The 13,557-nt window shown below is 56.4% G+C and carries 13 protein-coding genes; 3 read left to right on the top strand and 10 right to left on the bottom strand.

The window, feature by feature from the left end; genetic code table 11:
• Positions 1-31: 31 nt before the first annotated feature.
• Positions 32-496 (bottom strand): DUF3015 domain-containing protein, encoded by a 465-nt coding sequence (locus tag B3M52_RS13295; protein ID WP_007153094.1) that lies wholly within the window; start codon positions 494-496, stop codon positions 32-34.
• Between the two features lie 327 nt (positions 497-823).
• Between B3M52_RS13295 and B3M52_RS13290 the strand changes: the two genes are divergently transcribed.
• On the top strand, positions 824-1,264 hold the full coding sequence (locus tag B3M52_RS13290; RefSeq protein ID WP_036208584.1) for a hypothetical protein: 441 nt from the start codon (positions 824-826) through the stop codon (positions 1,262-1,264).
• A 103-nt stretch (positions 1,265-1,367) separates the two neighbouring features.
• On the opposite strand, the gene B3M52_RS13285 is transcribed toward B3M52_RS13290, so the two are convergent.
• The 6 genes from B3M52_RS13285 to B3M52_RS13260 all read right to left on the bottom strand — a co-directional run bounded on the left by B3M52_RS13285 (position 1,368) and on the right by B3M52_RS13260 (position 7,319).
• The gene (locus B3M52_RS13285; RefSeq protein ID WP_007153092.1) at positions 1,368-2,069 is read right to left on the bottom strand and encodes an ABC transporter ATP-binding protein; all 702 of its coding nucleotides are present in this window, start codon (positions 2,067-2,069) and stop codon (positions 1,368-1,370) included.
• Positions 2,070-2,078: 9 nt separating this feature from the next.
• The gene (livG, locus tag B3M52_RS13280) at positions 2,079-2,834 is read right to left on the bottom strand and encodes a high-affinity branched-chain amino acid ABC transporter ATP-binding protein LivG (protein ID WP_036208587.1); all 756 of its coding nucleotides are present in this window, start codon (positions 2,832-2,834) and stop codon (positions 2,079-2,081) included.
• Between the two features lie 6 nt (positions 2,835-2,840).
• Positions 2,841-4,112 carry a high-affinity branched-chain amino acid ABC transporter permease LivM gene (locus B3M52_RS13275; protein ID WP_075194323.1) on the bottom strand — a complete coding sequence of 424 codons (1,272 nt, stop codon included), beginning with the start codon at positions 4,110-4,112 and terminating at the stop codon, positions 2,841-2,843.
• Complete coding sequence (livH, locus tag B3M52_RS13270; protein WP_036208593.1) at positions 4,112-5,035, bottom strand: high-affinity branched-chain amino acid ABC transporter permease LivH; 924 nt, start codon at positions 5,033-5,035, stop codon at positions 4,112-4,114. Before livH ends, B3M52_RS13275 begins: the two co-directional genes overlap by 1 nt.
• Positions 5,036-5,196: 161 nt before the next feature.
• Entirely contained in the window at positions 5,197-6,309 is a 1,113-nt protein-coding gene (locus tag B3M52_RS13265; protein WP_036208596.1) for a branched-chain amino acid ABC transporter substrate-binding protein, read from the bottom strand.
• Positions 6,310-6,473: 164 nt separating this feature from the next.
• Positions 6,474-7,319 (bottom strand): TPR end-of-group domain-containing protein, encoded by an 846-nt coding sequence (locus tag B3M52_RS13260; protein ID WP_265091857.1) that lies wholly within the window; start codon positions 7,317-7,319, stop codon positions 6,474-6,476.
• A 311-nt stretch (positions 7,320-7,630) separates the two neighbouring features.
• Between B3M52_RS13260 and B3M52_RS13255 the strand changes: the two genes are divergently transcribed.
• Positions 7,631-8,131, top strand: coding sequence for a MarR family winged helix-turn-helix transcriptional regulator (locus tag B3M52_RS13255; protein ID WP_036208599.1), 501 nt, complete (start codon positions 7,631-7,633; stop codon positions 8,129-8,131).
• A 23-nt stretch (positions 8,132-8,154) separates the two neighbouring features.
• Here the strand turns inward: B3M52_RS13255 and B3M52_RS13250 are convergent, their stop codons facing one another.
• The 3 genes from B3M52_RS13250 to lon all read right to left on the bottom strand — a co-directional run bounded on the left by B3M52_RS13250 (position 8,155) and on the right by lon (position 12,399).
• Positions 8,155-8,436: a c-type cytochrome gene (locus B3M52_RS13250; RefSeq protein ID WP_052479669.1), complete on the bottom strand. Its 282-nt coding sequence runs from the start codon at positions 8,434-8,436 to the stop codon at positions 8,155-8,157.
• A gap of 104 nt (positions 8,437-8,540) precedes the next feature.
• Positions 8,541-9,806, bottom strand: a complete 1,266-nt coding sequence (locus tag B3M52_RS13245) for a PQQ-dependent sugar dehydrogenase (RefSeq protein ID WP_036208602.1) — start codon at positions 9,804-9,806, stop codon at positions 8,541-8,543.
• 142 nt (positions 9,807-9,948) lie between these two features.
• Positions 9,949-12,399 carry an endopeptidase La gene (lon, locus tag B3M52_RS13240; protein ID WP_286749674.1) on the bottom strand — a complete coding sequence of 817 codons (2,451 nt, stop codon included), beginning with the start codon at positions 12,397-12,399 and terminating at the stop codon, positions 9,949-9,951.
• A 212-nt stretch (positions 12,400-12,611) separates the two neighbouring features.
• Between lon and trxA the strand changes: the two genes are divergently transcribed.
• Positions 12,612-13,481, top strand: coding sequence for a thioredoxin (gene trxA, locus B3M52_RS13235; RefSeq protein WP_041333808.1), 870 nt, complete (start codon positions 12,612-12,614; stop codon positions 13,479-13,481).
• The last annotated feature ends 76 nt before the right edge of the window (positions 13,482-13,557 follow it).

The following is a 13,557-nucleotide window of genomic DNA, read 5'->3' as shown; positions in this document are numbered from 1 at the left end:
GCGCAAACTCCTTTTTCTTCGCGCCCGAAGATCAGGCGGCTACGTACTTGCTCAGCGTATCGTTCTGCTCCAGCAGGGCTACGATGGCATCGACAGCCTCGCCAGAGGTGGTGTCGGACGATGGGAAGATGGTTGCGAAATTATCCTGCAGAACTTTGCGGAAAGAGTCGCGATCCGCTTCGTCCACACCCAGCAGTACGGCCAGGGTGTCCAGGTTTTCGCCGGAGCCACGGGACATGTCGCGGGCAACTTTATCGATGTTGCTGTCCATGTACATGGCCATGGATTGCACGGACTGGTTGGTCTGACAACCCAGGGTACCGGTGGTCATGCCAAACGTCTGGTTACCGAAAGTACCGTTGGTGGTTGCCGCCAGAACGTGGGGGGCGATGCCTGACTGTCCTTTCCAGATCATTGCACCAACGCCGCAACCAGGCTGAGCGAAGGCTAGGGTAGAAGCACCCATGAGCAGTGCACCTGCGATGAGTTTTTTCATTATCCACTCCTTGTTTGATTTAGCTGTCGTCGCAAACGCGCCATGCCCACCTGAAAGGGTCCCGGAGCCGGCGCGCTAACGGCCCTGACTGATTTCCCGTGGAGACAGGTCGACCGTTGACTCTGAGTATAGTTGAAATATCAGGAAGGCAAATTACAAAGGCGCTGAGTGATTGATTTGGCCCGCAAAGTCAAAAATGTGATCATGTGTTCATATTTCTAAATCGGCTAAAAAATGTTCTTTTGTAATGATCTTGTTATATAGAACTTGTTTGGGTATAGTGCGCGCGGCCATGAAGGCTTGTACACAACACATGGAGATTGAGTTTTGAAAAAAGTTCTTGTCGCATCATCACTGATTCTTGCTGGCGCACTGACTGGCTGTTCCTCACTGAACACCAGCGCTCCCTCCCTGCCGCTGTCTGGCTCCGTTGCTACCGACGTTAAGGCTGACATCGAAGTAGGCGAGAAGATCACCGGTCAATCCTCTGCAACCAAGGTTCTGTTCTTTACCCTGGGCGCTGAAACTGAATACGCTGATGGCGTTGCCTACTCTGCCGGTGGTAACGGTGGAAGTGCACTGCCTTTCGCTCTGCCGAACCCGGTTGAAGCTGTTAAGGCGGCTGCTGCCTACAACGCCATTCAGGAATCCGGTGCTGACGTGATTGTCGCTCCGCGTTACACCGTCAAGAAAGACGATTACGTGGTATTTGGAACCATCAACGTATCCGTTGAAGGTTACAAGGGCACCATCAAAAGCGTTAAGTAAGCGATTGCTTGATGCCAGGTGTTACAAAAAAGCCGGAACATGACACCATGTTCCGGCTTTTTTGCGTTTAGGTACGCCGTTCTAGCGGTGGGTGGCTATCTCATCAACCACCGAGGTAGGCATTCTGAACGTCCGGGTTGGCCAGCAGGTTTTTCCCGGTATCGTGCAGGCGGATACGTCCGGTTTCCAGCACGTAGCCTCGGTCCGCCAGGTTCAGGGCCTGATGCGCATTCTGTTCCACCAGGAACACGGTAATCCCTTCCTCGCGCAGCTTTCCGATGATCTCGAAGATCTGTTTGATCACCAGTGGAGCCAGCCCGAGGGAGGGCTCGTCCAGGATGATCATGTTCGGTTTGCTCATCAGCGCCCGCCCGATGGCCAGCATCTGCTGCTCGCCGCCCGACATGGTGCCGGCACGCTGATGTTCCCGCTCCTTCAGGCGCGGGAACAGTTCGTAGACGTGGTCCTGGCTTTTGCGGATTTCCGACTTGGTGTTGAAAAAACCGCCCATGTGGAGGTTCTCTTCAACGGTCAGGCCGGAAAACACGCGCCGGCCTTCGGGCACGATAGCAATGCCCGAGCGCATGATGTTCGATGTGAGATCACGGGTGATGTCCCGACCCTGGAGAATCACCCGGCCAGAGGTGGCCTGGGGATTCCCGCAGACGGTCATCAGCAGCGTGGTCTTGCCGGCGCCATTGGCACCGATCAGCGACACGATCTCACCTTTTTTCACTTCGACAGAGACACCGTGAAGTGCCTCGATCTTGCCGTAATGGGTATGGACGTCTTCTAGTACAAGCATGGTTATTCCTCAGGCCTCACCCAGATAGGCTTTGATGACATCATCGTTGCGGCGAATCTCATCCGGTGTGCCGCTGGCCAGGGGGCGCCCCTGGTTGATCACATTGATGCGGTCAGAGATATCCATCACCAGGCTCATGTCGTGCTCAATCAGCACCACAGACACGTTGTAGTCTTCCTTCAGACTGATAATCAGCTGGTTCAGGTCTTTGGTTTCGGCCGGGTTCAGGCCTGCAGCGGGTTCATCCAGCATCAGTAGCTTGGGCTCGGTCACCATGCAGCGGGCGATCTCAAGACGGCGCTGCTGGCCGTAGGCCAGGTTGCCGGCTTCCCGGTTCGCCATATCCGTCAGTCCCACCCGGTCCAGCCAATAGGCGGCGCGGTCCAGCGACTTTTGCTCTTTCTCCCGATAGTTCGGGGTATTCAGTATGCCGGAGAGCAGATTGGTGTTGAGGTGGCGATGTTGCGCCACCAGCAGGTTCTCCACCACCGTCATACGGCTGAACAGACGCACGTGCTGAAAGGTTCTGACCAGGCCAAGGCGGGAAATCTTGAAGTCCGGCTTACCCTGGATTTCACCTCCCTGGAACAGGATCTTGCCACCAGTGGGCTTGTAGAAACCGCTCATGCAGTTAAACACGGTGGTTTTGCCGGCTCCGTTGGGGCCGATGATAGCCACAATCTCATGTTCCTGTACGTCCAGCGACACCTGATCCACCGCCAGGAGCCCGCCAAAGCGCATCGACAGATTCTGTACTTCAAGCATTATCCGTCACTCCTGCTTTTTCAGTTCAATGTGGATGCGTCGCATGGGCAGCAAGCCCTGCGGGCGCCAGACCATCATCAACACCATGGCCGCGCCGAAGATCAACATCCGGTACTCGGAGAACTCCCGTGCCAGTTCCGGCAGTATGGTGACCGCGATCGCAGCGAGGATGACTCCCATCTGGGAGCCCATGCCGCCCAGTACCACAATCGCCAGAATGATGGCCGATTCCAGGAACACAAAGGATTCCGGGCTGATAAAGCCCTGCTTGGAGGCGAACACCGTACCGGCAAAACCGGCGAAGAAAGCACCGATGGTAAAGGCGGAAAGCTTCACCGCAGTTCGGTTCAACCCCAGGGATTTGGCCGCAATCTCGTCTTCGCGGAGGGCTTCCCAGGCACGGCCTACCGGCATCCGCATCAAGCGGCGAATAGCGATAGCGGTAATGACGGCCAGTACCAAAGCGATCAGGTACAGGAAAATCACCTTGTGCTCACCGCTGTAGGCGATGCCGAAGGTTTCATGGAACGACGTATTGCCTTCCTCCTTCACCCGGCGGCCGAATTCCATGCCAAACAGAGTAGGGTCGGGAATGCCGCCGATGCCATTGGGGCCGCCCGTCAGGTTGGTCATGTTGTTCAGCAGGATGCGGATGATTTCCCCAAAACCGAGTGTGACGATGGCCAGGTAATCCCCTCGCAGTCGCAACACCGGAAAGCCGAGAACCAACCCGAACAGGGCCGCAAGCAGAGCACCGATCGGCAGGGCAAACCAGAATGAAACGCCGTAATACTGAGACAGCAGGGCAAAGGTGTATGCACCGACGGCGTAGAAAGCGACGTAGCCCAGGTCCAGCAGGCCGGCGAGGCCGACAACCACATTCAGGCCCAGGGCCAGCATGACGTAGATGAGCACCAGGGTAGCCAGATCCACCGCGCCACGGGAGGCGATAAAGGGCCAGATAAGGGCGCCTATGATCATCAGCGTGAGCAGTGCCGATTCCAGTTTCAGCCGCTTGCTCTGCTCCATGGGCTTGCGGTTGGCCAGCGGGTTTGCTGCGGGCAGCTGCCGCAGTGAGCCCATCAGATTGTCCCGGAACAGCTGGAACAGGAAGACAATAACCGCTGCGAGCAGTACGCCGATGACGGTAGACGTTTTGGCCCCTTCAAGGGTAACCGTAGTGCCTTCGCTGGCCAGGTTGAATCCCAGAATGGGGTACGAAATGATCAGGGTGACAATGGCGCAAAACAGCGCGTGTTTCAGGTTATGAGCAGCCATCAGATCTTTTCAACCTCCGGTTTGCCAAGCAGGCCGGTGGGTTTGAACAGCAGGATCAGGATCAGCAGTCCGAAGGAGACAACGTCCTTGTATTCGCCACTGAGGTAGCCGGAGGTCATGCTCTCGGCAACCCCGAGAATAAGCCCCCCAAGCATGGCGCCCGGAATGCTTCCGATGCCCCCCAAGACGGCGGCCGTAAACGCCTTCAGTCCCGCAATGAAGCCAAACAGCGGATCGATGGAGCCGTAGTACATTCCCAGCAGAAGGCCTGCGACCGCGGCCAATGCAGCACCAATGACGAATGTGGCTGAAATGATGCGGTTGGTGTCTATGCCCAGCAGGTTGGCCATTCCAAGGTCTTGGGAAACGGCCCGGCAGGCGCGGCCGATGCGGGAGCGGGATATGAACAGGGAGAGTATTGTCATGCAGATCAGTGTGGTGATGAAGATGGTGACTTGCATGTAGGAAATCGAGGTCTGGAACGAATCTTCGGCACCGAACCGGAATCCGCCTTCAATCAGCGCAGGAAAACCGATGTTGCGTGATCCCTGGGCCAGGTGGACGTAGTTCTGGAGGAAGATGGACATGCCGATGGCGGAGATCAGCGGAATCAGGCGGTGCTTTCCTCGCACAGGGCGGTAGGCCACCCGTTCCACGGCCCAGCCCATGGAGCTGGAAACGATCATTGCGCAGACCAGCGCCACGATCAGTATCAGTGGCAGCCAGGCGATACCCAGTGCGGCAAGGCCGGTAATGGCGATCAGGGCCGTGTAGGCGCCGATCATGTAAATTTCACCATGGGCAAAGTTGATCATGCCGATGATGCCGTAAACCATCGTGTAACCGATGGCGATCAGGGCGTAGGTGCTCCCGATCGTCAGCCCGTTAATGAGCTGCTGAATAAAATACAGGAGGTCTTGCATCTGTGTGGGACTCCGATAGCCTGCCCCTTCCTCTGCACACAGGCACAGCCCGGGGTACCGGGGGGACTGAATACAGGATCAACAGGGGCCTAGAAAAACACCTTCTCCCGGATCGCGGTGAGAAGGTGCTCTCATAATTACCGTTTGTTAACGATTGCGGCTTAGTTTACCGGAGTTTTGCTGCCATCTGAATGCCATTCGTAAACAACAAACTCAAACGATTCCATATCGCCTTTGTTGTCGTACTCAACGGTACCGATTGGCGTCTGGAATGTGCCTGCGCGCAGCGCTTCGGCCACATCGAATGGGTCCGTTGATTCGGCGGCTTCAATGCCATCGGCAATCAGCTGTACAGCGGTGTAGGAGGTCAGTACGAAAGGACCGGAGGGATCTTCGCCTTTCTCTTCAAAGGCCTGAACCAGTTCCTGGTTTTCGTCTTTTTCATCGAAGCTCGGCGGGAGTGTAACCAGCAGCCCTTCGGCTGCCTCGCCGGCGATGGTGTTGATGTCTTTGTTGCCCACGCCTTCCGGGCCCATGAACGTGGCGTCCAGGTCAGCCTGTTGCGCCTGGCGCAGGATCAAACCGAGTTCCGGATGGTAGCCGCCATAATAGACGTAGTCCACATCAGCCTGCCTGAGCTTGGTCACCAGCGATGAAAAGTCCTTGGCACCAGCGGTAATGCCCTCAAACATGGCCACTTCAACACCGGCTTCTTCGAGGGTGTCACGAACGGCGGTCGCAATGCCTTCACCGTACTGTTGCTTGTCGTGAACAACGGCAACACGCTCGGGCTTCTGGCTGATCAGGTAATTGGCGGCAACCGGACCCTGCATGCTGTCCAGACCGATAGTACGGAAGACCAGTTCGTAGCCACGCTCGGTAATGTCCGGGCTGGTTGAAGCTGGCGTCACCATCAGGATGCCTTCGTCCTCGTAGATGTCGGAAGCGGGCTGGGTGGAGCTGGAGCAGAGGTGCCCGACCACGAAGCGCACGCCTTCGTTGACCATGTTGTTGGCAACTGAGACGGCCTGCTTGGGATCACACACGTCGTCCTGTTCGACGGCTACAAGTTTCTCTCCCATAACACCGCCATTGGCATTGATCTGTTCGATCGCCATGCGGGCACCGGAGAACTGCATATCACCGTACTGGGCGACAGGGCCGGTCATCGGCCCTGCGATGCCGATTTTGATTTCGGCAGCGGCTTGGCCGGCGCCCATCACGGCAATGGATGTTGCAACAGCGGATACGAGTTTCTTGACTGGTGTTCTCATTGGGGCTGTCCTGTTTTGTGTCAGGGTTTTTCTTATGTTCTCAGCGATGTAAACAAACACCACACCTGCCACCTTGTCAAGCAGGCAATGCCAGTGAATGTGACGGAACGCTGACGGTTGTTTTTCCAATCATAGGCGAGCAAAGAGCGTGCCGGCCTGTCGTGTCAGGCGTCAGACTGCTCCCCGTCGTCCGTGAAAATCAGTTTCCGGAAACTGTCGTGATCCCTTAACTGTTCAAAGCTGGGGTCAACGGAGGCGTCGTCCTTGTATGCTTCAGAGATATTAATCGCCTTTTGCAGCGTCGTCACGGCATCGTCCCAACGACCGATCTCGGCGTAGGCGCAGGCCAGCTGATAGTGCGCATGGCCGTTTTCAGGGGCCAGTTTCAGGGCGCGCTGGCAAAGACTGATCGCCCACAGTGGCTCCTGCATTTCCAGCACCGCATCGGCCTTGTAACTCAGTGCCTCCACGTCGTCAGGCCGAAGATCCAGGATCGTATCGTAGGCAGAAATCTTATTCTGCTGGGAGGTTTCCTGGCTGGCTTTCAGCCAAAGGGAGTGCACTTCGTTGGTGCGTTCGATCTCGGCCTGGTTCTGATGAATGATGTCGGATTTCTGCCTTAACTGGTCCTCGATGAATTCCAGGCGCTTTTCATATTCAACGACCAGTTCATTGACCCGCTTCTCGGCAAGGCTGGTGAGCTGGTTGCGCATGTCGCGAATCGAATTCCAGCCAATGACCACGAGAATGGAGGTGGCGCCAGCGATCAGGTAGAAGAAGTAGGTAACGGTATCGGTGGCGTACGACATGGTTTTGTCGGCCACCGAGAGTTCCTTGTCGACAACCTTCTCGATCAGCTCGGCGCGGGTGTTCATCATTTCCTTGCGCAGTGCTTTGGTTTCCTCCAATAGATACAGCTCAACAAACGGCGTGTACATGGGTTCTTCCGCGGTATCGATTCGCTGCTGGACATCCTCGGCGGTCAGGTTCTCGCCGGGCTCCTGAGCCATGGTGGCAGAACTGAATAGCAGTGCGATCAGGCATGAAGCGAGGGCGGTTGTCAGGCGCTTCCCGGAAGAGCTTTGCAGGATAAGATTATGTACTCGGGTGTTCATTGGGCCGTGTCCGTTGTGCGGAAATTCAACAAGGGGGTGACCTTAGCATAGTGGTTGGCGGAAGAATGCGAAAATTCGTAAAAGGACTGGCAGGTCAGTGGAATACACAGCGATGGGTGTGGTGACTACTGCTTGCAATCTTGGGAACAAAGACCTCTAATGCTTAGTGTTATAAACAATTCGGCAAATCGAAGCGGAGTGTTGCGTTGAACAATTACGAAGAGGTTTTGGTGGCGTTGCGTCGGGTGATTCGAGCGACTGACCTGCATTCCAAACGCCTTAGCAAGCACGCGGGGCTGACCGGCCCGCAATTGCTGATTATGCGCAGCATCCGTGACCTGGGCGAGGTCACCATCGGAACCATCGCCGACAAGGTGAGCCTGAGCCAGGCAACCGTGACCACGATTCTTGACCGGCTGGAGCATCGTAAACTGGTTTACCGTGTTCGCAGCACCCAGGACAAACGCAAGGTTCATGCGCATCTGACGAGTGAGGGCGCGGAAATCCTATCGCGGGCACCGAACCCGCTTCAGGAAGACTTCACACGGAAGTTCCAGAGCCTGGCAGAATGGGAGCAGACCATGATTCTGGCTTCATTGCAGCGGGTGGCCAATATGATGGACGCGGATAATATCGATGCAGCCCCGATGCTCACCGTAGGGTCGGTGCTGAAGGATGATGGCTGGAAGGCCGATGACAAGTCCTGAGACGATGGCACCGGCTTCAAGGATCATTCCGGCATTTTTGCATTAATCTCAATGGATTGGTACCAGGCTGCCAGATCAGAAATCTGTTGATCAGTCAGGTTCCTGGCAACCAAGGACATCATCTCGTGTTCACGCTTGCCACTGCGAAACGCTTTCAGTTGTTTCTCAATATACATCTGGCTTTCGCCCGCCAGATTTGGCGCAATCGGGATCTTGGCTATTCCGTCCAGACCATGGCAGGTCTTGCACTGGGCAGCGAGTTTCCGCCCCTCTGCGGGGTCCGCGCCTTGGGCCGCGGGGCTCATTGCGAGAAAAGATGTCAGAACCGCTATTGTTGAAAACGTTGCTCTGACTTTTCTTGTCGCATGATGTCTCCTGGGAGCTGGGGGCTCCCTCCCCGCAGTTGGCATCATGAGCCGGAACCTGTGTAAGCGATTCTGTATACTGCCCCGGCCAAATCATCCGAAACCAGTAATGAGCCATCCTTCAGCTGTGCCACATCCACCGGCCGGCCCAGGTACTCACCATTTTCATCCAGCCACCCCTCGGCGAAAGGCACGGTTTCTCCATTAACATTTCCTTCGGCGTCCACCGGCGTGAACATGACCCTTGCTCCGACTGGAACGGTCCTGTTCCAGGAGCCATGTTGCGCGGAGAAAATCCCACCCCGATATTGCTTCGGAAACATTTTTCCGGTGTAAAACATCATGCCCAGGTTGGCCGCATGTGCGGTAGTTTCGGAGACTGGGAACACTACCTCTACCGGCACTTCCTCGCCCTTGTATTCGTTGGTGCGAACATCACCGCCTCCGTACCAGGGATGGCCAAAATGCTGGCCCATGGCGGTCTGGCGATTGATTTCTCCAGGTGGGATGTCGTCGCCCATGCCGTCGACCTGATTGTCCGTAAACCACAGATCGCCGGTGGTGGGGTTAAAGTCCTGCCCTACAGAGTTGCGGACACCACGTGTGTAGATTTCACGATCGCTGCCATCCTGATTTACCCGGATGATCCCGCCAATGCCCCATTCACTGAACGTCTCCAGGTGCTCCTTGGGTGCAACATTGTAGGGTTGGCCCAGCGAGATGTAGAGCTTCCCGTCCGGGCCAACGTCGCAGACCCGGGCAGTGTGGTTGTAACTGACGAACTGTTCAGGGATTAATTCGCCCCCCGGGATTACCTCTGAAGCGACAACATCGCCGCCTTCAAAGAAGAATTCCGCTGCCGGATACGCCAGTACCCGGTTCTGCTCCGCAATGTAGAGTACGCCCGTAGGCGAAAAACAGGGGCCGTTGGGTACGGATTTGGCCAGCGACGGTGCGAAGTTCTTTACCTCATCGGCCACTCGGTCTTTGTCCCGGTCAGTCATTGCCCAGACTTCGGTTTTACGGGTTCCAACAAAGGTGACGACACCCTGGGGGCCAACCGCCATGTGCCGCGCATCGGGCACCAGAGCGTAAAGGCTGATTTCAAAGCCCTCAGGGAGTTTTATTTTCTGCAGAGTCTTGCGAATAGCATCGGCGCTGTCGCTTTTCTGGTCGATCACAGTGAACTCGGCTTTCCCGGTAGTCTGGAAATTGCCAAGCTTCTTGAGACTATCGTCAGATTGGCTGTAGGCGAAGGGGATGAAAGCAAGGCCCGCGGCCACGCACAGGATCGAGTTTTTCTTGTTCATTGTTTTACCACTCTCTTTAACTCAGGAGTCGGAAACCGGTGACCTGGCGCCACCGGAGATTGCTTTTCGTCCATATCAAAGCGAGTAAAGTCAAGGGCTGAACAAGCGTCAAGGCAGTCTTGCAGTGGTCAGACCAGTAATATCAATGGACGCTCGATCCCTTGCGGGGTTTGTTCCCGAAACATACCTGAAACACGTCGTTGTATTGCTTGGCGAAATTCACCGTCAGCCCTTCCTTCAGGTAGTCGGGCAGCTCCTCATAATCCCCCCGGTTCGCCTCCGGTAAAATCAGGTTGCTGATTTTCTGGCGTCTGGCGGCGATGACTTTCTCGCGGATACCGCCAACCGGGAGCACCTGGCCGGTGAGGGTCAGTTCGCCAGTCATGGCGAGGTTCTGCTGTGGTGACTCGCGACGGGCGATGGAAAGCAGCGCGGTGGCCATGGTGACGCCGGCGCTGGGGCCGTCCTTGGGGGTGGCGCCTTCGGGGACGTGCAGGTGCACGAAGGATTTGTCGAAGAAGGTGGGGTCACCTTTGAATCGCTTGAGGTTTGAAGAGACAAAACTGTAGGCGATTTCGGCGGACTCTTTCATCACGTCACCCAGTTGCCCGGTGAGTTTGAAGCCACGCTGACTGCTGTGTATGCGTGAGGCTTCGATGCTCAGGGTGGCGCCGCCCATGGCGGTCCAGGCCAGGCCGGTGACCACACCGGTGCCTTTCAGGGATTTCTCTTTGCGGAAGGCTGGCTGTCCCAGGTAGGTTTGCAGGTCGGAGACGCCAACCTTTACGGGCTCGTCCGGCTTTTCCAGCAACCTCACAATGCCCTTGCGGATGACTTTGTGCAGCAATTTCTCCAGGCTGCGGACGCCCGCTTCACGGGCGTAGCCTTCGATGATCTGCTTGATGGCGGCGTCGGTGATGTTCATCTGCTTTTTCAGCAGGCCGGCTCGTTTCAGTAACCGGGGCATCAGATGATGCTTGGCGATGGCAAGCTTTTCTTCGGTGATGTAGCCGGACAGCCGGATGACGTCCATGCGGTCGAGCAGGGGGCGGGGAATGGTGTCGAGCTGGTTGGCGGTGCAAATGAACAGGACCTTGGACAGGTCCATGCGCACGTCCAGGTAATGATCCAGGAATTCCCGGTTCTGTTCCGGGTCCAGTGTTTCCAGCAGGGCAGAGGCTGGGTCGCCCTGGAAGGAGGCACCGATCTTGTCAATCTCGTCCAGCATGATCACCGGGTTGGACACCTTCGAGTCTTTCAATGCCTGCACGAATTTGCCAGGCATGGCGCCGATATAGGTGCGGCGGTGGCCCTTGATTTCAGCTTCGTCACGCATGCCGCCCACGCTGAATCGATAGAACTCACGGCCGAGGGCGTCGGCGACGGAATGGCCGATGGAGGTTTTGCCCACGCCAGGCGGGCCGACCAGCAAGAGAATGGAACCGCTGACTTCGCCCTTGAAGGTGCCTTCGGCCAGGAACTCGACGATACGGTCTTTCACGTCGTCGAGACCATCGTGGTCACGGTCCAGAATGCGGCGGGCTCCGGCCAGATCGAAATGGTCCTCCGACGTCATGCCCCAGGGCACCTGGGTCAGCCAGTCCAGATAATTGCGGGTAACGCCGTATTCCGGTGAGCCCTGCTCCAGCACCTGCAGTTTCTGAAGTTCGTCGTCAAAACGTTCCTGAACCTGTTCCGGCGGGTTCAGGCTTGCCATGCGCTCGCGGAAGCGCTCGGCATCGGCGGTTTTGTCGTCCTTCGCCATGCCCAGTTCGCGTTGGATGACCTTGAGTTGTTCTTTCAGGAAGAACTCACGCTGGTGCTTTTGCACCTTCTCGTTCACTTCCTCGCTGATTTCACTTTGCAGGCGGGCCACCTCCTGTTCTTTCGCCATTAACAGAAGTACTTTCTCCATGCGCCTGAGCAGCGGCACGGTATCGAGTACTTCCTGCAGTTCCTGGCCAGGAGCGCTGGTCATGGAGGCGCCAAAATCCGCCAGGGGAGAGCTGTCATCCGGCCCGAATCGGGAGAGGTATTGCTTCACTTCCTCGCCGTATAGCGGGTTGGTGCGCAGCAGTTCCTTGATGGAGCTGATGATGGCAAGGGTATAGGCTTTCAATTCGTCTGCGGCTTCTTCCGGTTCGTCCGGGTATTCCACTTCCACCAGGTAGGGTGGCCGGCGCCGAAGCCATTGAGTAATGCGAAAGCGTTGCAGGCCCTGGGCAATGAACTGGACTTTGCCACTTTCCCCCTGGGCGTGATGGACGCGTACGGCGCAGCCTACGGTTTCCAGTTCCTCGCTACCGGGAATGCCTTGCTCGGGGTCGCTGTCTTCCACAAAGCATATACCCAGTACCTTGTGGTCGGTTTCGCCTACACGCTTGAGGGTTTCCTGCCAGGGGTTCTGGTTAACCACAATCGGCTGCACCTGGGCGGGGAAGAACGGCCTGTTCGACACCGGTAACACGTACATGCGGCGAGGCATCTGCTGTTTCGGCAGCACCAGGCTTTTGCTGTTCTCGTCCTTGCCGATGTACTCGGTCAGATCTTCTTCGGCAGCATCAAAAGAGTCGTTGCGGTTGTCGTCGTTCATGCCGTACACGCATCCTCCAGGAAATTTGATCCGGGCTGTCGCCCCGGCCCTATTGCCTATGTAACGGCAAAGGGGATTATTTCAAGGCAGGTGGCGGTAATTGCCGTTATCGTGCAGAGCCTGCGGCAAAACCTTGAATTTCGACTCTCAGCCCCCAATACCAACAACAATCCGTTAATGACATTTCAGGAAATCACTTTCAGGTGCCATCCATGAGCAACTCGCCGTACGTTTTCGAAGCCACCATGGACAACTTCCAGCAGGATGTGATGGAAGCGTCCTCCAAAACGCCCATATTGATTGATGTCTGGGCGGAGTGGTGCGCCCCCTGTAAGCAGTTGATGCCGTTGCTGGAAAAGCTGGCGGAAGAGTATAAGGGCGGCTTCATGCTGGCCAAGGTGAACGCCGACGAGCAGCAGCAACTGACCGGCAGCCTGGGTGTGCGCAGCCTACCCACCGTGATCCTTGTGAAGGATGGCCAGGCAGTGGACGGCTTTAATGGTGCCTTGCAGGAGAGCGAGATCCGCAAGGTCCTCGACAAGCACATTGACATGCCGGAAGACGAAGAGGCTCCTTACGATAAGGCTCACCGACTTTGGGAAGAAGGTGATGTGGAAGCTGCGTTGGCCGTGTTAACCGAGATGAACCGTAACAACCCGGATGATCTGAAGGTACTGATCGACCTCGCGCAACTGAAGGCGGAGCTGGGTGATCTGGAAACCGCCGAGCAGGTGCTGGAAAGCCTGCCGCCGGAAGAAAAGATGCAGCACCAGGCCAAGCAGTTGGCGGCACGTATAAAGTTCCTCAAAGCGTCCGCTGAACTACCTCCGGTCCATGAGCTGGAAGATGCGCTGGATAAGGATCCGAAAGACCCGAATGCCCTGCACCTGCTGGCGTTGCATCATATTCTGCAGGAAAACAACGCCGAAGCGATGGAATTGCTGATTCGCCTGATGCGGGTGGACAGTAAGTACAAGGATGAAGTGGCGAAAACCACGCTGATTGAGCTGTTCGATAAACTGGGTAACAACAATGCAGATGTGCGTACCTATCGGCGCAAACTGTATACGCTGATGCATTGATGTGCAGTGAAAGGCATTTCTGGAAGGAGGGGCCCACCTAGGGCCCCTTTTTTTGGTGCGCCAGGCATGGCGCGTA

It is taken from the genome of Marinobacter sp. UBA2688, from assembly GCF_002352785.1.
In the GTDB taxonomy this organism is placed as follows: Bacteria; Pseudomonadota; Gammaproteobacteria; order Pseudomonadales; family Oleiphilaceae; genus Marinobacter; species Marinobacter salarius.
This window is presented reverse-complemented; position numbering and strand designations above follow the sequence as displayed.

Bases quoted from the DNA above. Each gene is read 5' to 3' on its own strand.
- B3M52_RS13295 (WP_007153094.1), bottom strand. From the start codon at position 496: ATGAAAAAACTCATCGCAGGTGCACTGCTCATGGGTGCTTCTACCCTA.
- B3M52_RS13285 (WP_007153092.1), bottom strand. From the start codon at position 2,069: ATGCTTGTACTAGAAGACGTCCATACCCATTACGGCAAGATCGAGGCA.
- livG (WP_036208587.1), bottom strand. From the start codon at position 2,834: ATGCTTGAAGTACAGAATCTGTCGATGCGCTTTGGCGGGCTCCTGGCG.
- B3M52_RS13275 (WP_075194323.1), bottom strand. From the start codon at position 4,112: ATGGCTGCTCATAACCTGAAACACGCGCTGTTTTGCGCCATTGTCACC.
- livH (WP_036208593.1), bottom strand. From the start codon at position 5,035: ATGCAAGACCTCCTGTATTTTATTCAGCAGCTCATTAACGGGCTGACG.
- B3M52_RS13265 (WP_036208596.1), bottom strand. From the start codon at position 6,309: ATGAGAACACCAGTCAAGAAACTCGTATCCGCTGTTGCAACATCCATT.
- B3M52_RS13260 (WP_265091857.1), bottom strand. From the start codon at position 7,319: ATGGCTCAGGAGCCCGGCGAGAACCTGACCGCCGAGGATGTCCAGCAG.
- B3M52_RS13250 (WP_052479669.1), bottom strand. From the start codon at position 8,436: ATGAGCCCCGCGGCCCAAGGCGCGGACCCCGCAGAGGGGCGGAAACTC.
- B3M52_RS13245 (WP_036208602.1), bottom strand. From the start codon at position 9,806: ATGAACAAGAAAAACTCGATCCTGTGCGTGGCCGCGGGCCTTGCTTTC.
- lon (WP_286749674.1), bottom strand. From the start codon at position 12,399: ATGAACGACGACAACCGCAACGACTCTTTTGATGCTGCCGAAGAAGAT.
- trxA (WP_041333808.1), top strand. From the start codon at position 12,612: ATGAGCAACTCGCCGTACGTTTTCGAAGCCACCATGGACAACTTCCAG.